This window comes from Pedobacter sp., from assembly GCF_031119335.1.
Lineage (GTDB): Bacteria > Bacteroidota > Bacteroidia > Sphingobacteriales > Sphingobacteriaceae > Pedobacter.
On record NZ_JAVHXT010000011.1, the window covers coordinates 79406 to 97431 of the forward strand.

The 18026-nt window shown below is 36.8% G+C and carries 21 protein-coding genes; 18 read left to right on the top strand and 3 right to left on the bottom strand.

The window, feature by feature from the left end; genetic code table 11:
- Positions 1-72 precede the first annotated feature (72 nt).
- Positions 73-729 (bottom strand): TetR/AcrR family transcriptional regulator, encoded by a 657-nt coding sequence (locus REI64_RS12635; RefSeq protein ID WP_308850492.1) that lies wholly within the window; start codon positions 727-729, stop codon positions 73-75.
- Positions 730-840: 111 nt separating this feature from the next.
- Between REI64_RS12635 and REI64_RS12640 the strand changes: the two genes are divergently transcribed.
- The 16 genes from REI64_RS12640 to REI64_RS12715 all read left to right on the top strand — a co-directional run bounded on the left by REI64_RS12640 (position 841) and on the right by REI64_RS12715 (position 14106).
- Positions 841-1359, top strand: coding sequence for a hypothetical protein (locus REI64_RS12640; protein WP_308850493.1), 519 nt, complete (start codon positions 841-843; stop codon positions 1357-1359).
- A gap of 7 nt (positions 1360-1366) precedes the next feature.
- Positions 1367-2950: an ankyrin repeat domain-containing protein gene (locus REI64_RS12645; protein ID WP_308850494.1), complete on the top strand. Its 1584-nt coding sequence runs from the start codon at positions 1367-1369 to the stop codon at positions 2948-2950.
- A gap of 110 nt (positions 2951-3060) precedes the next feature.
- Positions 3061-4032, top strand: a complete 972-nt coding sequence (locus tag REI64_RS12650) for an ankyrin repeat domain-containing protein (protein ID WP_308850495.1) — start codon at positions 3061-3063, stop codon at positions 4030-4032.
- A gap of 44 nt (positions 4033-4076) precedes the next feature.
- The gene (locus tag REI64_RS12655; RefSeq protein WP_308850496.1) at positions 4077-5063 is read left to right on the top strand and encodes a hypothetical protein; all 987 of its coding nucleotides are present in this window, start codon (positions 4077-4079) and stop codon (positions 5061-5063) included.
- A 370-nt stretch (positions 5064-5433) separates the two neighbouring features.
- Positions 5434-5886, top strand: coding sequence for an IS200/IS605 family transposase (tnpA, locus tag REI64_RS12660; RefSeq protein WP_308850497.1), 453 nt, complete (start codon positions 5434-5436; stop codon positions 5884-5886).
- Positions 5887-6090: 204 nt separating this feature from the next.
- Positions 6091-6579, top strand: a complete 489-nt coding sequence (locus REI64_RS12665; RefSeq protein WP_308850498.1) for a hypothetical protein — start codon at positions 6091-6093, stop codon at positions 6577-6579.
- A gap of 35 nt (positions 6580-6614) precedes the next feature.
- Positions 6615-7328, top strand: coding sequence for a hypothetical protein (locus REI64_RS12670; protein ID WP_308850499.1), 714 nt, complete (start codon positions 6615-6617; stop codon positions 7326-7328).
- 355 nt (positions 7329-7683) lie between these two features.
- A complete protein-coding gene (locus tag REI64_RS12675) occupies positions 7684-8448 on the top strand; it encodes a hypothetical protein (protein WP_308850500.1) in 765 nt (254 codons plus the stop codon).
- Positions 8449-8499: 51 nt separating this feature from the next.
- Positions 8500-9111, top strand: coding sequence for a zinc-ribbon domain-containing protein (locus tag REI64_RS12680; protein ID WP_308850501.1), 612 nt, complete (start codon positions 8500-8502; stop codon positions 9109-9111).
- A 66-nt stretch (positions 9112-9177) separates the two neighbouring features.
- Positions 9178-9780: a hypothetical protein gene (locus tag REI64_RS12685; RefSeq protein ID WP_308850502.1), complete on the top strand. Its 603-nt coding sequence runs from the start codon at positions 9178-9180 to the stop codon at positions 9778-9780.
- A 451-nt stretch (positions 9781-10231) separates the two neighbouring features.
- Positions 10232-10918, top strand: coding sequence for a hypothetical protein (locus tag REI64_RS12690; protein WP_308850503.1), 687 nt, complete (start codon positions 10232-10234; stop codon positions 10916-10918).
- Positions 10919-10931: 13 nt separating this feature from the next.
- Positions 10932-11513, top strand: coding sequence for a hypothetical protein (locus REI64_RS12695; RefSeq protein ID WP_308850504.1), 582 nt, complete (start codon positions 10932-10934; stop codon positions 11511-11513).
- 25 nt (positions 11514-11538) lie between these two features.
- Positions 11539-12141: a hypothetical protein gene (locus REI64_RS12700; RefSeq protein WP_308850505.1), complete on the top strand. Its 603-nt coding sequence runs from the start codon at positions 11539-11541 to the stop codon at positions 12139-12141.
- Between the two features lie 61 nt (positions 12142-12202).
- Positions 12203-12934 carry a DUF1266 domain-containing protein gene (locus REI64_RS12705; protein ID WP_308850506.1) on the top strand — a complete coding sequence of 244 codons (732 nt, stop codon included), beginning with the start codon at positions 12203-12205 and terminating at the stop codon, positions 12932-12934.
- Between the two features lie 35 nt (positions 12935-12969).
- Entirely contained in the window at positions 12970-13494 is a 525-nt protein-coding gene (locus REI64_RS12710) for a hypothetical protein (RefSeq protein WP_308850507.1), read from the top strand.
- Positions 13495-13533: 39 nt separating this feature from the next.
- Positions 13534-14106: a hypothetical protein gene (locus REI64_RS12715; protein WP_308850508.1), complete on the top strand. Its 573-nt coding sequence runs from the start codon at positions 13534-13536 to the stop codon at positions 14104-14106.
- An 88-nt stretch (positions 14107-14194) separates the two neighbouring features.
- On the opposite strand, the gene REI64_RS12720 is transcribed toward REI64_RS12715, so the two are convergent.
- A complete protein-coding gene (locus REI64_RS12720; RefSeq protein WP_308850509.1) occupies positions 14195-14896 on the bottom strand; it encodes a 4'-phosphopantetheinyl transferase superfamily protein in 702 nt (233 codons plus the stop codon).
- A gap of 300 nt (positions 14897-15196) precedes the next feature.
- Here REI64_RS12720 and REI64_RS12725 point away from each other — a divergent pair, with 300 nt between their 5' ends.
- Complete coding sequence (locus REI64_RS12725) at positions 15197-16069, top strand: hypothetical protein (protein WP_308850510.1); 873 nt, start codon at positions 15197-15199, stop codon at positions 16067-16069.
- A 220-nt stretch (positions 16070-16289) separates the two neighbouring features.
- Here REI64_RS12725 and REI64_RS12730 read toward each other — a convergent pair whose 3' ends face one another.
- On the bottom strand, positions 16290-16712 hold the full coding sequence (locus tag REI64_RS12730; protein ID WP_308850511.1) for a cupin domain-containing protein: 423 nt from the start codon (positions 16710-16712) through the stop codon (positions 16290-16292).
- A 333-nt stretch (positions 16713-17045) separates the two neighbouring features.
- Between REI64_RS12730 and sucD the strand changes: the two genes are divergently transcribed.
- A complete protein-coding gene (gene sucD, locus REI64_RS12735) occupies positions 17046-17918 on the top strand; it encodes a succinate--CoA ligase subunit alpha (protein WP_308850512.1) in 873 nt (290 codons plus the stop codon).
- Positions 17919-18026: the final 108 nt, after the last annotated feature.

The following is an 18026-nucleotide window of genomic DNA, read 5'->3' on the forward strand; positions in this document are numbered from 1 at the left end:
TGCAACGTAGGTAAAGAGTTATTTCACCAACATAATTAACTTAAAAATTAAAGCCTCAATAAAATTGGGGCTTTAGCTTTTATTGGCTATATCATTATAAATCAAACTTACCATTTTAGATAGTGAATTTTTAATCGCATCCCTGCCTTCATCAGTATTAATGTCGATTTCACAAAATGGTGCTCCGTTTACATTAGCACTTAATATCAAGTAATAAATACCTGATATCAGTATGGCACACATTGCTCTAAAGTTTATATCTGTACCTTCAAAATCACTATCAGTAATTTTAAAGAATACATTTGCTAAATCCTCCCTGCTTTCAACGAGGTTTCTAAGACTATCCTGATATTCGCTTACTTGCCAGCTTAAAATCTTTTGAAAATCGGGAGAGCCACTTATTTCATCATAAAGTGTGTGTAGAAGGGAAACGATTACTTGCTCACGATGTTCTTCTGCCTGCGAAATAATGGCGCTTAATTTAGGCGCAACTTTAGTCATCCAATAATCTCGTTGGTACAAATATTCATCGATGAGATGATTTACATTGCCAAAATAATGCGCAACTAGTTTGCGGTCTACATTAGCCCTTTTTACAATATTATTGATAGTTAAGCCGGCGTATCCTTTTTCCTTCAATACCTCGCCCACTGCATCAATCATTCTTTGCTTGGTACGCTCTTTATTTCTTGTTGTGCCGTTTGCTATTTTCTTTCTGTCTTCACTCATTTTTCGTTTACAAATTTAAGGAATATAACGAGTTACCCTAAAATAAAATTAATTCCTAATGTTAGGAATTAACAAATAATTTATATTTTTATCGAACCTAATGAAAAACAAATGTACGATGGCAAGGCAAAGCCGATAGGTGCAAATGCACTTTTGTCGCAGCCACAGCAATTATTTGCTGATGGCTTAATTTACATCAATACCGCTCAGTGGGGCTTCGCCTACGCTGTATTTTCCACTTTGTGCCAGCAAAAGGAATGTAAATCGGTTGCGGCAATGTACAATATGGCGCTGTGCCACTTTTTCGCGAAAGAATATACCAAGGCAACATCATTATTAATTGAAGCATTAACTCAGGTCACGCCTTCCATTTCACATCAATCCAATACTAATTTACCTAAGGGGTTATTGGAACATGAGTATGAAAACTCCCAATATCGCTCTGCGTTAATTGAAACTGCTGTAGCACTGAACAACAGTTTAGTGAAGTTGCGCATCCGCAGGTTACTGGTTGATGTTCAATTAGCTTTAGGAAATTGGCAGGAAGTTATTAGACTTTCGGCTTTGCCAGATATGGACAAATGTCAAAATGTACAAGAGGCCTTAGCGATATTAAAATCAAATACCTAAGAAAAATATGAATTTATACTATATAGAGCAGGCCTATTTACAAGGCAAATCTACTGAAGAAATTAAAGAAATGTATCTGTCGGAAATTGCGGAAGCAACCGAGGTGGAACAAATTCAAGTTTGGGAACAAGTTTGTGGTTTTGCCAACGCCGAAATGATAGATGAGTTGTTAGCACAAGGCTGGCGAGCAGCAGGTTTAGAAGATAACGATGGGAATACTGCCTTACATTTTTTGGCCAAGCCTACTCGCACTTACGATTATTTCATTCCTGATGAAGCAATTTACAACTGTACCAAAAAACTGTTGGAGGCCAAGGTAAGTTCGTTGCGTAAAAACAGCGCTGGCGATACCGCTCTAATGCTTGGCGCCAGAATTGGTTACTATAAAATGCTGGAAGCCTATCAGGAAGTTGGCGCAAAAATGGATTTTTCTGACCGCGATGGCAATACCTTATTACACATTTGTGCCCAATATGCAAAAGGAATATTTGATGAATATGCTAATACTTTAGAAAAACTGACCATTCATCAAAACAATCCAGATTTCGATGCTGAAAATCCAAGACAAGCACAAGAACGGGCACAGTTAGAATGGCGTTTTAATATCAACAGAGAGCGTTTAAATTATTGTATCAGCTTCGCTTACACTGCAATGGAATACGGTATAGACCCGCTACAAAAGAACAATGAGCGAGAAACCGCCATTGATGTGGCTATCCGTTACGGTGCTAAATCTATTGGTGCCATTTTAAAAGGCGTAAATTACGAGGACAAGGAAACAGTGCCGCTTTATTTTGATGCCGGTGGTATGGATGTTTATCAGGCTTGTGCCAAAAACGACCTTGAAGCTTTAGCTGCACTGATTAAACTTGGAGAAAATTTAAATGATGCCTGCGATAAGGAACACGACAAACATAACGGAATGACGCCATTGGCGATTGCCATGATGGAGCATCGTTTTGAGATTACGGATTTATTGCTTAAAAATGGTGCAGATGCCACGCTTCGTGATAGCAAATCTTGGCATCCTTTTAGGTATTTGTACACGCCACATTCTAGCGTAAACACCAATTTCGAGCGCTTTAAAGAGAAAACTTTTCAGAAGATTTTGAAGGCTTATTTAGCCTCGGGCTTTGACATTAATTCACTTTTGGATGATGAAGAAAACACTTTGTTAACTATTTCTGCCAAGTTTGCCGACAGTTTAACGCTCTACAATGGCGATACCATTGCATCTGTTTTGGTGCAAGAAGCCATTTACTCAGATGCTAATGTCAACCAAACCAATCGCGATGGCGTTTCTGCACTAATGTACTTATGTGCTACAGATGCTCGCAGGGCAGAAAAAAACCTTGTTACCATTTTAGAACAAGGTGCATCAACCGAGTTGCTCGACAAACGAGGCAGAACCGCTTTGATGTATGCTGTAAATAATTCGGATAAATCGGTGGCTAAAACCTACTGCGAGCTATTGGCAGAGTTTGGAAATTTATTAATTGAGGCAAAAGATAACGATGGAAAAACTGCGTTGGATTACGCTGGAGAACGCGATAACGAAACGCTAGTGGCTTGGTTGCTGGAGAAAATGTAAAAAAATTGAACAGAATAATCGTTGGCTGGGACGCCAACAATAGGGTTCCAAAGTTGGCGTCCCAGCCAACTTTTAACTAAAAATGCAAATCAATCAAAAAACTATATAAAATGGATTCTATTTTTTTAAACGCCTGTAAAAACAACCAGAAAGCAATTGTACAAACTTTGCTAAAAAAAGGCGGCATAAACTTAGATAAACGTGATACAATGGGCAACACTGCCCTGTACTATGCTTGTCAAAAGGGGGCAAGAGATATTGTGAAGATTTTGGTAGAAGGTGGTGCCGATATCAACTTGGCGAATAACCAGAGCACCACACCTTTACACATGGTTTCGCAAAGCGGAAATAAAGAAATTGTGACGGTCTTGTTGGATAATGGAGCAGATATTAATGCTACCGATAAAGAAGGTAAAACGGCATTGATTTATTCTCTGGCAGAGGGAAGAACTGAGTTTACAAAGTTTCTACTTTCTAAAGGGGCTGATAAAAGCATAAAAGATAACGACGGTCATAGCGCCTTGGATTATGCAACCAGTCGAGGTTTACGTGATACCGTTGCTTTATTAGTTGGCGGGACCGATGATAAAAACAATACCGGGAATACGCCATTACATCAGGCGGTTTGGAACAACGAAGCGGAAGTTGTTGGCGAGTTGCTAAAAGTAAGTACCATAGACATCAACGCCGTTAATGATAATGGAGATAGTGCTTTGGTGTTGGCCTGTATGCAAAATAACTTGAGAGTTGCCCAACAACTGCTTAACGCAGATGCGAATATGACTTTAAAACGCCTCGATGGTAACTCGGTTTTGCACTATAGCAGTGGTAGAGGTAATAAGGAAATTGTAAAACTATTGGTAGAAAAAGGAATGGACATCAACAGTAAAAACAACGAAGGCGAAACGCCATTAATTGTAGCGGCTATTTGTGGCTTTAATGAAGTAAGTGGATTGCTAATTGATAGCGGTGCTGATGTAAACGAAAAAGATAACGATGAACATTCGGCATTGCATTATGCTTCTGAAAAAGGTTACAATGAAATTGTAGAGCAGTTGATTATGGCTGGGGCGAGTAGTTAACCACGAAAAAATAAGCTAACCCTACATCTTACCAAAAGAAAAACATGTTGAAAAAATGTAAGTACAAGATAGACCAAAGCGAAATACGCATCTATCCAAAGTATAATCTGTTAATCGTTTTTGCCATCGTATACGTTGTCCTGCTAATTGTACCGGTGTTCCTGGTGGCAGGTATGGAAGGTGCAACATTTACAACTATTCTAAGGTTTGTTGGTATTTCGGCTACAGTTAGTGGACTAATATTCGGTATACCGATGTTGGTTTTTGCGAAGAACCATATATCCTTCAATTTAATCACTTCCGAAGTTTATAAAAAAGGAATTTTCGGTAGTAAAAGATTGATGCACTTTAGCGAGATTGACAGCATTGTCCATAAAAATATGGCAACGCAAATGGGCTATTTCATTAGTATAAAAGGTGATAAATTTGGAAAGGGCGTTTTTCTGTCGCCAGCTGTACCGCAATTTGTAATAGAAGTGCTGCCTGCACTAAAAAATGCAATATCGGGTAGCCGCAGTCCTGTTGTCGAAAAGAATGTAGATATAACCGCTGGGAATTTCGAATATTACACTTATAAAGATGGCAAATACCATGTGCACACCAATCCGTTTAGACAATTTGGGCTGGGTCTGGCTGTAGTTTCTTTGTTTTTTTGTGCAACGGTCTATTATTATTTCATCGCAGCATCCGCCAATGGCGATGACATGAAGTACATGATTATTTCTTTTTGTGTGCTGCTGCTTTTAATCGGTCTCTGCTCTAAACAAGCACATTTCGATACACACAGCAAACAACTGGTTTTTAAGTTTTACCGGATTACTTTCAAGAAATATCCACTTTCAGAATTTCACAACTTTTCGATAACTAGAAGTACCACAAATGGCATGTATAATGGCACAGACGTGAAATTGTTGTTCAAAAAAGCTGACGGTAAAACTAGGGAGAGCTTTGAGCTTAGAGATTTTGGCAAAACCAAAGGGATTGAAAGATTTATAGACGAAACGGAACATATTATCAATAAGATTGGATAACCGTGGATGTGATTATGTTGCCCTTTCAGGGCGAATTCGCATGGTGTGTTAGCCTAAGGCGTTGCCCTAGGCTAACATAAATAAGACTTTCAGCCTTTTTGGAATTATGCAATTACACGAATTGATTAGACAAGATGTGCATTTCCCTGAAAGGAAACTTGAAAGCCGATGTTAGCCTGCACGCTTCCTAGGTTAATTTAGGATTTCAACCTTTTTAGGTTTATATAATTAGACAAAGATGAAAGTTCCCTGAAAGGGAAATTTATTGTAACCAAAGGCATCGCCTTGGGTATAGAAGTAAAACAAGAAACGCCCTGAAAGGGCAATATAATAAATCGAGGCTTATGCCTTAGGTAAAAATAGAAAAGCTATGTCACAATCATTATCAAAAATGTATGTACACATTATTTTTCATACAAAACACAATCAACCGTTCATTAAGCCAGACGTTGAGCCAGAGCTTTATGCCTACATCGGAGGAATTATTAAAGAAAACAGCTCCATTCCCATCAAAATAAATGGTACAAAAGACCATATCCACATTTTAGCATCTATGTCAAAAAATATCGCGTTAGCCAAATTTGTTGAGGAGATAAAACGCAATAGTAGTCGGTGGATAAAAACCAAAGGCGAAAGCTATCATCAGTTTGCGTGGCAAGGTGGTTATGCAGGTTATTCCGTTAGCCAATCGGTAGTAGAGAAGGTAAAAAAGTATATAGAAAACCAAAAGGTACATCATCAAACAAAAACATTTAAGGATGAATACGTGCAATTTTTAAAAGAGTATGAAATCGAATTTGATGAAAATTATTTATGGACGTGATTATGCTGCCCTTACAGGGCGAATTTGGACGGCTTGTTAGCCTAAGGCGTTGCCCTAGGCTGCCGTAAATAAGGCTTTCAGCCTTTTTAAGTTATGCAATTAGACGAAATGCATATTCCCTGAAAGGGAAATTTATTATAACCCAAAGCAAAGCCTCGGGATAAAAAAACAAAACAATTTAACAACATCTAACAAAAACAAATTATGAAAACAATTAAAACAATCTTAGCTGTAGCATTCGGAGTATTTGTACTCTTAGTATTTTTTTACAACAATAGCAGTGTTAGGCTGGCTAAAGAAATAGAAACTAGCTATGATAACGATGGAAAGACCATAGAACTTGAAGGCAGGCTAAACGCCCCTTTTTTGACCAGAACTGGTGGCGGCACTACCAGCATGGAATTTGAAGCGTACAACGATTTCATCATTATCTTAAATGGTAACAAGAAGCTTACTGTAACTATGAATTACGGCGAGGGCAAAAATTCGATTTTAATTAATGGCACCGATAGAAAGTTTGAGAGTAAAGATGTAGTAGTTTTCGACAAAGATGGTAACAAACTTACCCTTAGCGACAAAGTAAAACTGACGGGTCTTCTGAAATACAGCAGAAAAGGCGAGAAAAAAGAAACGAATTCGAGCGAGATGGACTACACGTATGATATTACTAATGTGGTTATAGAGAAAATATAGTCAAACCGCAGTTTTTTAATCAAAATCTAATGTCTATGCCAGCAGAAATTTTTGTAATAATAGGTCTTGTGATAGCTGTTTATGTTGCAGTATTCATGTTTCAAAAACATAAAAAAGAAAAAATAGCTAATGCCCTAAACAGCTTAAATCTCGATATAGAGTTTGCAAACATAAGTTCTTATCACAACGAATTGCTATATAAAGATTTCGCTATTGTACGAAAGCAGTATCTAGGTGCTTCTATAGATGCTTTTATGGCTGCAATAACGGATTATAGCATGAAAGACCAATTGAAAGACACCGCTAAAAATTCTTTAAAAACTTTGGCCACAGCAGGCATGGTGAAATTTCATACGGTAAACACACCAAAGTATTTGGTAATTGTTGGCGATGAATTACACTTGCTAGATACTGATACCGATGGAAAGGTTTCGGAGCGTTTTGTGTTCAAGAAAGACAGCTTGTTAACTGCTTCTATCGAAGAATTAAATCAAAAGAAAGATGCCCAACAGAAAGTGTTTTCATCTATAGGATTGAAAGATTTGAAAAAGTATATGCTTAAACTAAACGTAGCAGATAAAACAATTTCCCTGGTTTTTTACGATTACCTGTCGGCAGGTGTAGAAGAAAACGCTGGTTTATCAGCACTTTTTATGAGCAACACCAAATCAATTATTCGAAATAAAGTAGTGGCAAAACACTTTATGAAAATTATGGGCGAGCACTTTTCAAATCTGAAAGTAATGTAATTGCAGAAATTAACAAATATTAGACTGCCCTTTCAGGGCGAATTTGCATGGCGTGTTAGCCTAAGGCGTTGCCCTAGGCTACCGTAAATAAGGCTTTCAGCCTTTTTGAGTTATGCAATTACAAGAATTGATTAGACAAATGTGTATTCCCCTGAAAGGAAAATTGAAAGCCGATAATAGCCCGCATGCTTCTTAGGCTAATTTAAGCTTTCAGCCTTTTTAGATTTATATAATTAGACAAAGATGCATACTTCCCTGAAAGGGAAATTTATGATAAACCAAGGCATCGCCTTGGGTATATAAGTAAAAAAGAAACGCCCTGAAAGGGCAAGATTTAAAAAACTATAACCTTAAAATGAATTTTTTTAAAAACCTATTCGGAAAAAAAGACGGGGATTTGCCAGAACCTAAATTGAGCGACGAACATACCATTGAAGAAAAATTTAGGTACAAGGTTTACCCGAGAATTAAGAATATCGACGCCCAAAATTATGATATCGTTTATCATTTACCATTAGGCGGAGATTTGGCCCTAACTTTTGTTCAAGATATTGACGAAAGAATAACCTATGTACGAAAGTCAGAATTTGAACAGTTGAAACACTTAATTTATGAGTGGCGAAATAACATTGCCCAAGTGGAATTCGATTTGTTTACAACTGAAACATGGAATGGTATAATTTTCTTCAATCAACCTGGCGATTATTCGAATGAGAAAATCTTTGACATCAATTTTGTTAATGCTGCTTGTGCCAACTTAAACACCGACAAGATTATCATTTCTATTTCGAGAAGACACAGAATGCAAATAACCAACTTTTACAATGATTTTATAGACGGCGAGAGTTTTTTCTGGAGTCATTTTAGCGTATGGAGAAATAGCAGCTTAACAGATGAAGTGATAACAGAGTATGTGTTAATTGCCGAGCGAGAAAAAGGCGTTTGTAACATTGTAAATATGGGTTTTAGAATGAATATGTACGAGCGAGATGGCAAAAAACTTTTAAGCTATGCTGTATTTGATGATGAAAACGATACAAAAGGCGACCAAATAAATTTTCAGGAAATTATCGAAAGGCGGAAAGAAAAGTTTGCAGATAAGAGTGTATTGCAAATCTAAAGAGATTAAACTTTAAACAATTATAAAAGACATAAACCTAACGAAAACAACATGATTATTTTTGGAACAAGAACAAAACTTTTAAGTGCAGTTGGCACGCAGCATACCTGTAGTCATTGCAACACAGGTAAACTAAATTTAGTATACACGGGCAGTTATTTCCATATTTTTTGGATACCGATATTTCCGCTTGGCAAAAAAGGCATGACCCAATGCCCGCACTGCAAGCAAACCTTAACCGAAAGAGAACTCGGCCCACAAAGCCGTAGTTATGTAAATAGTCAAAAAAGTAGTGCTAAAACGCCGCTTACACATTTTTCGGGCTTGATTATAATTGGCGTACTAATATTCTCTATTTTTTTAATTAATGCCTTTGATAAAACCGGTGGTTATATCCGTAATCCAAAAATTGGCGACGTGTATCAGGTTAAAGGTAATGCTGAAAACCAGTTTGTTTTATGGAAAGTGACGGCAGTAGAGGGCGATACAGTCGTGTTTGCGACCCATAGTCAGTATAATCTCGTTCAAGCAGATATTAACGAGCAAACCGTATTTGGCAAGCTTGATGAAAAGTTCACAGACAGTAGGTTGAAAATGGCCAAAAGGAATATCAAGAGCATGACCCAAAATGACAAAAACCTAGTGGCAATATTTAGGAAGTAAGTTCATTATCCGATGTCAAGTAATTAACATAAAACAATAAATAAAAACAAATTAAATCTATCAAAAATGAAAAAAGTAAATCTACTAATTAGCGCAATGGCGATGAGTTTCGTTCTAGCCTCTTGCGGTTCAGACAATGTAATCATCCAAAATGAAGGTGGTGGTAAGGCTGTAAAAGAAATCATTGCCAAAAACTTCGACCCCGAAAAACAGGTGCAAGAACTAGAAATTAAAGCTAAAGAAGAGCTTTACGGCGAGTTGGGCGAGATAAAAGTTGTTTATTGGGAAGGTGACAAGCAAATGGAGCAGGTTTACAGTGTAGAAAAAGGACTTCAAGCGCCTAAAGAAACTTTTGCATCTGAACGTAAAATGACCTTCCAAATGCAAAAAACCAAAACAATGGCGGTTAAAGATTTTGATGTGGAACCAATCCCCAAAAAAGTTGACGAAGCTATTTTACTTTTACCCGAAGAAGCCGCAACTCACAATTTATACGAGTATAGTTTTTCTTTTGACAAAGATGGGAAAGCTAAACAGAATTTTAGAATTAACGTAACCAAAAAAGGCGAAGGAAAAAAACAGACGGGCAGAATGGTTACTACAAATTATTATGAGTTTAACTTCAAACTGGATGATGCTGGCAAAGTGACCATCGTAGAAACTCCATAAATCTAACCGTCTTCTTTGCTATGCGTATTTTATCATTTGTAACTTATTACTTAAGTTTCGTGGTAGCTTTTTATGCCGTTTTTTCTATCATATTAAAGCTTTCACATTACGGTTGGGTAGCTGTAAACCACTGTAAAATAGAATTTTTTGCAGTGGCTTTAGCCATCGTTTTACGGATAATCTCAACAAACTAAAACCAAAAATACCTCGGCAAGAAGACGGTAGAACTGTCACTAAAAATTTATAAGGTTTCGTTTTGCGAACGTAAAACTGATGCTGACCTGTAGCAACTCGGAAAGCTAAGCGGTAAACCGAGCTTTAGCGAGCTCATCTAAGGTAAATAAATTTAGCATGACGATGGGATTGAGCAATAGCACATCTTCCTGTGTTGGCGTCCCCGCCAACGCCAAAGATTAAGTAAATAAAAACATCAACCTAGAAAAAACAAATTATGTGGATTATAGCAATTCCAATAGTAGTTATCGGTCTTTTTATGCTGTACAGTTTTGTAATTGTACCTAAAATGAATGCGAGCTACGAAGCAAAAATGAATAATGCTTCAAACGATTTTGCACAGCAGATAGCTGGCAATGAAAACGAGATAAAAAAGCAGTTTGTGCAAGATAACGAGCATATTAAACCTATCGCTTTGCAAATTAACGATGAGGCTATCATCGCGGTAATTTCTTGCCAGGAGAAACGTGAAACTAGAGATTTTCTGCGCCAGCAGGCGGTAAATATGGCTGGTAAAGCACTAGGAAAATTAACAGGCGTGGGTGTAAAGGAAGTAGACAATACAGAACATTATTACTTGGCATTAACCGATAGCAACCTGCATTATTTGCATTACTCTGAAAGAGGCCAATGTAAAGAGCACTTATCTTTTGAAAGAAGCCAGATGAGCAATCTGGAAGTAGGTAAAGTTACCTCAGCAGATATGCTAAAAAACAATGCTTACGTAGGCGAAACCGAACGTTTCAGCTTTGAAAGTGGCGATGTGCAATACAAGTTCTTCTTTTACGATAAGGTTTACGCACATCCATCTGCCAAAAAACATGGGTTAGATGATATGGCAAAAGTAAATCATCTTTTTGCAAAGCCATTTTTAGAGTTTTTTAATCAGTATAAAACAAATTAATACAACACAAACTATGAAAACATTTCAACTAGGAGAAGACAGTGAATTTAAAACCGTGGTAATAGCCAACGGTTATTTCTACGCTTCAAAAATTGCCAACGATACCGTTGAAAGTATGCAGCAACAAAGTACAAATCAAATTTTAAAGGTTGCTGTAGATGATATTAAGAAAATAAAGTTTGAACAAGAAGATGAGGATTTGGAGGTTACGGTGAAGGGCAGCATTAAAGCTATGCCGTTTACCTTCCAGAATGCGGCAGATATCCTCTTGTTTGTACAGCCTTTAAAAGATAACCCACAATTTAATTATTCAGAGAGCCAAATGGGCTTATTCGAGGCTATTAAAAACCACCTTATTATTTTGGCGGTAGCTTGGGCTTTTGTGGGTTTTGCGTATCAAATTTCAACTGGCGATGGTCCAACCTCGGGAAGGCGAAAATTAGGTTTTTTAATTCTTATCGTTCGTTTAATTCAAGATAATTTGGGCAACATAGGCTTATATATTGTATTGGCACTTGTTGCTTTATTGCCAATTTGGTTTTTGTACGGAAGAATAAAAAACAAGCCTGCCAAAGTAGAAATCGCTCATAAATAAAGATTAACCATCTATCAATAAAAACATGAAAGGAAAAATTCAAGGTGCTATTGGGTTGCTAATTGTGGGTTTTATTCTCTTCGGATTAGTAAGGTCTATTTATTCGAGAAACTTCGCCGATGAGGAGGTTGCCGTACTCACTTCATCCAAAAATCAAGCGCCAATTAAAAATGCACTGTTTTGGTACGAAATGGAATTAGAAAAAATATCTCCTTCCGTTAGTGCGCATCTCAATGCCGAAGAAACGTTTTTTGTACAACCACTTTACAACAGCTTAAAGCCAACTGGGATGGTGAGCGACTACATCAAGACGATGTCTGAAAAAGCAACTGCAAGAATGATTGAGCTTGGTGCCTACAGCGGTAAAGAGCCCGATGTTTGGCAAATGGCGAAAGATAAAGGTTATCCCTATGTTTTTAAGGTGGTTATTTCTAATGCAAGTGCAAAAAGCAGAACTAACGATTTGGAAAGCCTAACCTACCTGTACAGTTTGTACAACGTTGTCGATAGTAACGTAGTCTGGGAAGCTAAGTCAACGCGTTTGACTGGTTTTTTTGGTGGTATGGACGCGGAAAAGTCAGTTTCTGCCCTAAAAAAACAGCTCAAAGCATCTAAAATAACACAGTAAAATTAACGTCAGATTTACTCATAGTGGTCTGGCAAAACACAAACCACATACATCAAATACCATGAATTCAAACATTTATTTCATCATTGGCGGAGTAGCCGTTGTCTTTATCATTTACATGATTTTTTTGCAAAGAATGATGAAGAAGAAAAATCAACAGCAATTAGAAAACTTCAACAGTAACCATTCTGGCAATCCATTAACCGAACAACAAAAGAGATTACTCACATTTGGGGCAATTTTGTTCTACCATAGAATGGAGAAAATTCTGGGTATTACGCCAGAAGAACGTTTAGACCACTATGTTTACGGTTTAAGCCAGCAATGGGAAATTTCAAACGCTGAAGAAGCAAAAGAAACCTTAGTTAATTTGCTTGCCCTGAAAAGAAGCTCAGAATTTGAAGCCTTTGTTTCGCAGCCATCATCAGATTTAGAAAAAATACAGAAAAATATTGCCAAAGGTTTGGGAATTGAATTTCCTGTGGTAGAGCAAACCAAATCTGCCTACGGTTGGGATATTTGTCGTGCAGTCTCTTTAGCGAAATGGTGCTTTTGGTGTGGCTATCTTACAGAAGCCGAGACTTGGAGCATTATGGAAAAAGCTGCGGCAATTGCAAGCCAGCATGGTAAAAGCTGGACAGATTATACCGTTTCTTTCTTACTAGGCAGAACCATCCAAGGTTTCGATTTAGATGATGTAATTATCGAAGCAAAACAAATTTTAAGTGGAAAAGGTCCTGCACTGCGTAAAATAGCAGATACTGATGTTTTCTTGAGATATTCTTTTTCATAGACAATCCATTATTCATCATATTAAAACTAACGAAAATGGATAATCTATTATTCTTTCTTAGGGATAAGAACCGACTGAAATTTCTGCTTAAATGCTTATTAATTGGTATGCCGATATTATTTCTCTTGGGTTGGGGTGTTAATTACTTTGAAGATAAGGAAGCGGAAAAAGGTACACCTAATGACAAAGGCGGGCTAACCTATTTTTATCGAGACGGCACTAAAGGGAAATTGCCAGAACCTGTGGCAAAGCTAATGGAGTTATATCCTAGTAGTAAAATTGCGTATATCAGTGTTTCAACCAACAAACAAAAGGAGTTAGAAGGAGATATTTATGCGTTTACACCAGATGCACTGAACAAAGTGCTAACGTTTTATAAATCAAAAGCTAAACTTATTACGCTAACTGATAAAAGGTTAGAGATGGAGCAAGATGGGCAAAATATTGTAGTAGAAGGAGAACGTGTATATGAAGATGACGCAATTCAAGGCGAAACAAAATACCGCATAGCTTTTTACAACAAGGCCACCGTTAATAAATGGAAAAACTATAAACCATAGCGTTAGCATAGTCTTTAATCAAATTACAAAAAAACAGATATGAAAAACACAACAAACAAAATTAAATTGATGGCAATTATAGCTTTTTTGGCTGTTGCCTTTATCTCGTGCGGTAAAAAAAAGGCCTACGACAATGCAGATGCATTAGGGAAACTAAAAACAGAATTGGTAGACAAATTTGGAAAGGACGCACATTACACAAACTTCAATGTAATTAACGATGAAAATGGAACTGTAGTTTCTGTAACAGTAACAAAAGATCCATCGTCTTTGAAAATGGAACAATGGACAAGTGTAAATGGAAGCTGGAAACAAAACTCTGAAGTAACATTAGAAATTTCTGGCAATGCAAAAGCAGAAGAATTTATGTTCAAGCTAGATAAGATAATGGACATAGACCTCTTGGCAAAATGTGTAGAAGAAGCGAAGAAGAAGGTAGTAGCTGAAAAGAAAATTGCTGAAGTAAGCGTAAATACGATTGGCATGAATGCGCCTAGTGATGGCAACTTTAACACCACTAAGTACTTTATCACTATTAAGCCTAAACAAGGGGGCACATCATTTAATTTTTGGTATAACCTAGACGGAACCTTAGATAAATTTGATTACTAGTAGAGGCTCTATTGTACAAGAAAGCCTTTGGACAAACACTGTTCAGAGGCTTTTTATCTTTAAAATACTTTTGAATGCTATATTGGAACTATTCCCAATTCCAAAATAACAGTTCTTTTTGATCAAGCGTAGTGGCTATACTGGCTACGTAACTGTCTTCTATCATAAACGTACGCATTTTAAATACCTCTTTCTCCCTTTCTAGATGTTCATCTAAACATTCTATCAAATGAAGATTGTCGCTTACACCTTCGCCACTAGCTTTTAATAAGGCTTCTTTTCTTGTCCACATTACGTAGAAATTGGTCGGGTCTACATCCTTGTCGCCAATAAAGTCAATTTCTTTTTTAGAAAAGGTGATGTCTAAAATAGATTTAAAGTCGAATTCTCTGTTTAGATATTCTACATCAATGCCTACAGCTTTAGGACTGATGGCGATCAGTACATAATCTCCCGTATGACTAATATTAAATTCTATTCCAATAACGGTAGGTTTTTTGTGTTCGTGAAAAATAAAGTCAATTTCTTGTGGAGAAATATTTAAGCATAACCCCAAAATGGTGCGCAGGCAAAACTTACTGACGGCATAGCGTTCTTTATCTTTTGGGATAAATATTCTGCTAGCCTTTTCCTGTTCGCGTTCAGATAGTACATCGGCTAATTCCTTCTTTATTTTTTGGAAATGGTTGTTAACGTCAATCCTAAAAATATGAGTTTTATCTGTAGCTAGTGATTGTCCGGTGGCGTAGGCTTTCCAAGCGAAATCGTAGCTTAACAGGCTGTCTATCATTTTTATGCTTAGTTTAGTTAGGGCGAGCTTAACCGCGGAGTAAATATCGTTAAATTTCTCATTTGCGAGAATTTATTTGTCTTTTTAAGTTTTTGTTTCTAATTTTTTACTTTTTGAAAAGCAGAATTCGGCTATAAATAAAAGCTAGCCAGACTTTTCGTTGCAATTCCCGATGAAACCTGTGCTGCAAGCAAGCAACCAATGAAATGATAAGAACAAGAGCTTAATCTGGAAATTTTCCCTTTAATTTCGTTTGTTTAACTGAATTGCTGCTACTATTGAAGTAAAGAAACTAAATTTTTGCAACACAGCGACCTTGTAAATATTAATGAATCAAATTTTGTGTTTACATTTAAGCAAACATATTTCCCGCAGACGATGAATATTAGAATGTTCTCTAGTTTTTTATGTGCATTATCTTTATTCGGTTGCCAAAGTTACGACACTTCAAAAAATGAAGAGCAAATAAAACCTATAAGAGATACTATTTATAAAAACTCGGTCGTGAAAAAACTTCCGATAGAAAACATAAAAAATCAAGATGTTATTCAAGTTTTCCACAAAGACGACACTATTCGTTTTTCGAAAAAGCGGTTAGAACTTGCCACTAAGCTAATTCCCACATTTAATATGGCAATTGTAGAAAGCCCAGATGTAGCGTATATTGATAGACCAAAGCCATTAGATGTTAATAATGATGAAGAGAAAGATTTTTTAAGCTTTGGATGCGAGGTTTGTAAAGATGATTATTTCTTGATGTATGCTCATTTTTTGAAAAATAAAAACAGGGGGGAAGAAGCTGAGTGTAGAGAACGATTGATAAATATATTTAGGTTAATTAATGAGCTACATCGCACACTTAATCAGGGTGGTACTTATTTTTCGCACCAGCATTATCGCATCTATGCCTATGCAGAGTATGCGGTATACTTAAAGATTTATTATGGAGAAGATTATGAAAAAAAATATCCAGTTACATTGCAAAAATCATTTTTTATCAATTCGTTAAAGCAATTGATACTTGATGATGAAAAACATAATAAAGAGGTTTTACAGTCGGAGAAGAAAAGAAGAAAAAGCAAAATGTTAGAAAATCTAACAGATTTGAATAAATTAATTTCTGATCATTTTTACCTTGAGCAAAGCCAAAAGTTTAATTATAAGCAGTATTAAGTTTTCTAGTTCTGAAAAAAGATAGAAGTGGCGGCTGTAAACCCTAAATTATTTTTGTTAACATTAAGAAGCTGTTTAAAAATGGAATAAATATTTAATAGGTTGAGTTTTCCGATAAATCGGAACGAGCTTAGGTAAGCCAAATTCTAGCGGCTCGCTATAGGAGGGTGGGGACATCCGCCTAAGTATTTGTTTTATTGAAATTTAAACAGTCTTTACCTCATTTTTTCTTCTCGTAAACTATCAAAATTGTTAAGTCGTTCCCTTCGTTTGGCGCTATACTGTGCCAACTACCAGGTCTGGTTAAAATGGCATCGCCAGGTTTTATTGCAAAAGTTTCTCCATTCATTTTCATTGTACCATTGCCACTAATCACGTAATAAATTTCATCTTCTTTTTGCAAGTGGTAACCAATAGCCGAACCCGACTTTAATATTCGTTTCTTGAAAACTGTTTTTAGATTTTTAGCATCGGAAAAGAAATGATGTCCAATAGTTTCTCCGCCACCTTTATGTGTGCCAGGTTCTATTTTGGCGACGTCAGCATCATTTTGCAAAATGAATTTGCTGGTGTTTATTTTTTGAGCTTTGCTGGTTAAACTTAACAGTAAGAGGAACAGTAAACAAGGGATAGGCTTAAGCATGATCATTAATTATTTTCTATGAAATTAGGCATTTTGCAGTTCTCATTTGCCAAAAGCATTACACTTTGTGCAATAAACCCGATGTGAGTGAACATCCCGATTTCAGGTTCATGTTCTTACTGCTTCATGGTGCACGGGTTTCATCGGGATAAAGCGGTCAGCGGGACTGTGAGTGCAAAAGAACCACTGCCATTCTTTTTCAAATAGTTAAATAATTAATAGGCTATCAAAGTTTTTAGATAAAGAAATGACAATGTGACAAATTATCTGCGTTTTACAGTTGACATTCCGTTGCAATTAGTTTAAGTTTGCACAACAAAAAAAATAGATACAATGAGTGTTTTAGTAAATAAAGATTCAAAAGTAATTGTTCAGGGTTTTACAGGTAACGAAGGTACTTACCATGCTGAGCAAATGATAGCTTACGGTACGAACGTTGTTGGCGGAGTAACTCCAGGCAAGGGCGGTCAGGAACATTTAGGCAGACCTGTGTTTAACACGGTTAAGGATGCTGTAGATAAAGCTGGTGCTGATGTATCTATTATTTTCGTACCTCCTGCATTTGCTGCTGACGCTATTATGGAAGCAGCTGAAGGTGGTATTAAAGTGATTGTTTGTATTACTGAGGGTATCCCTACAAAGGATATGATTGCAGTAAAATCTTATATTGCTGATAAAGATTGTCGTTTAATTGGTCCTAACTGTCCGGGTGTAATTACTGCTGATGAGGCTAAAATTGGTATTATGCCAGGTTTTATCTTCAAAAAAGGTACAGTTGGTGTGGTTTCTAAATCTGGTACTTTAACTTACGAAGCGGTAGACCAAGTAGTGAAAGCTGGTTTAGGTATTACTACAGCTATTGGTATTGGTGGCGACCCAATTATTGGCACGCCTACTAAAGAAGCGGTAGAGTTGTTGATGAACGACCCAGAAACTGAAGGTATCATCATGATTGGTGAAATTGGTGGTGGCATGGAAGCTGAGGCTGCACGTTGGATTAAAGAAAATGGTACTAAGCCAGTTGTAGGTTTCATTGCTGGTCAAACTGCGCCTCCGGGACGTAGAATGGGCCACGCTGGTGCTATTGTTGGTGGTGCTGATGATACTGCTGCTGCAAAAATGAAAATTATGCGTGAGTGTGGTATCACAGTTGTAGAAAGCCCTGCTGAAATTGGTGTTGCTATGGCTGCTTTGTTGAAAAAATAGTCTCGACAAAATATATTTTAGAAAAAGCGTCCCGATGTTAAAATCGGGACGCTTTTTTTGTTAAATAGCAATTTCATATATTAGTTCAGTATTCGTTTAATCAGCAAA

Excerpts from the sequence above, each read along its gene's own strand:
- REI64_RS12695 (WP_308850504.1), top strand. The coding sequence starts at position 10,932 with ATGAAAACATTTCAACTAGGAGAAGACAGTGAATTTAAAACCGTGGTA.
- REI64_RS12690 (WP_308850503.1), top strand. The coding sequence starts at position 10,232 with ATGTGGATTATAGCAATTCCAATAGTAGTTATCGGTCTTTTTATGCTG.
- REI64_RS12670 (WP_308850499.1), top strand. The coding sequence starts at position 6,615 with ATGCCAGCAGAAATTTTTGTAATAATAGGTCTTGTGATAGCTGTTTAT.
- REI64_RS12710 (WP_308850507.1), top strand. The coding sequence starts at position 12,970 with ATGGATAATCTATTATTCTTTCTTAGGGATAAGAACCGACTGAAATTT.
- REI64_RS12700 (WP_308850505.1), top strand. The coding sequence starts at position 11,539 with ATGAAAGGAAAAATTCAAGGTGCTATTGGGTTGCTAATTGTGGGTTTT.
- tnpA (WP_308850497.1), top strand. The coding sequence starts at position 5,434 with ATGTCACAATCATTATCAAAAATGTATGTACACATTATTTTTCATACA.
- REI64_RS12650 (WP_308850495.1), top strand. The coding sequence starts at position 3,061 with ATGGATTCTATTTTTTTAAACGCCTGTAAAAACAACCAGAAAGCAATT.
- REI64_RS12730 (WP_308850511.1), bottom strand. The coding sequence starts at position 16,712 with ATGCTTAAGCCTATCCCTTGTTTACTGTTCCTCTTACTGTTAAGTTTA.
- REI64_RS12715 (WP_308850508.1), top strand. The coding sequence starts at position 13,534 with ATGAAAAACACAACAAACAAAATTAAATTGATGGCAATTATAGCTTTT.
- REI64_RS12635 (WP_308850492.1), bottom strand. The coding sequence starts at position 729 with ATGAGTGAAGACAGAAAGAAAATAGCAAACGGCACAACAAGAAATAAA.
- REI64_RS12705 (WP_308850506.1), top strand. The coding sequence starts at position 12,203 with ATGAATTCAAACATTTATTTCATCATTGGCGGAGTAGCCGTTGTCTTT.
- REI64_RS12675 (WP_308850500.1), top strand. The coding sequence starts at position 7,684 with ATGAATTTTTTTAAAAACCTATTCGGAAAAAAAGACGGGGATTTGCCA.
- REI64_RS12685 (WP_308850502.1), top strand. The coding sequence starts at position 9,178 with ATGAAAAAAGTAAATCTACTAATTAGCGCAATGGCGATGAGTTTCGTT.
- REI64_RS12665 (WP_308850498.1), top strand. The coding sequence starts at position 6,091 with ATGAAAACAATTAAAACAATCTTAGCTGTAGCATTCGGAGTATTTGTA.
- REI64_RS12655 (WP_308850496.1), top strand. The coding sequence starts at position 4,077 with ATGTTGAAAAAATGTAAGTACAAGATAGACCAAAGCGAAATACGCATC.
- sucD (WP_308850512.1), top strand. The coding sequence starts at position 17,046 with ATGAGTGTTTTAGTAAATAAAGATTCAAAAGTAATTGTTCAGGGTTTT.
- REI64_RS12680 (WP_308850501.1), top strand. The coding sequence starts at position 8,500 with ATGATTATTTTTGGAACAAGAACAAAACTTTTAAGTGCAGTTGGCACG.
- REI64_RS12640 (WP_308850493.1), top strand. The coding sequence starts at position 841 with ATGTACGATGGCAAGGCAAAGCCGATAGGTGCAAATGCACTTTTGTCG.
- REI64_RS12645 (WP_308850494.1), top strand. The coding sequence starts at position 1,367 with ATGAATTTATACTATATAGAGCAGGCCTATTTACAAGGCAAATCTACT.
- REI64_RS12720 (WP_308850509.1), bottom strand. The coding sequence starts at position 14,896 with ATGATAGACAGCCTGTTAAGCTACGATTTCGCTTGGAAAGCCTACGCC.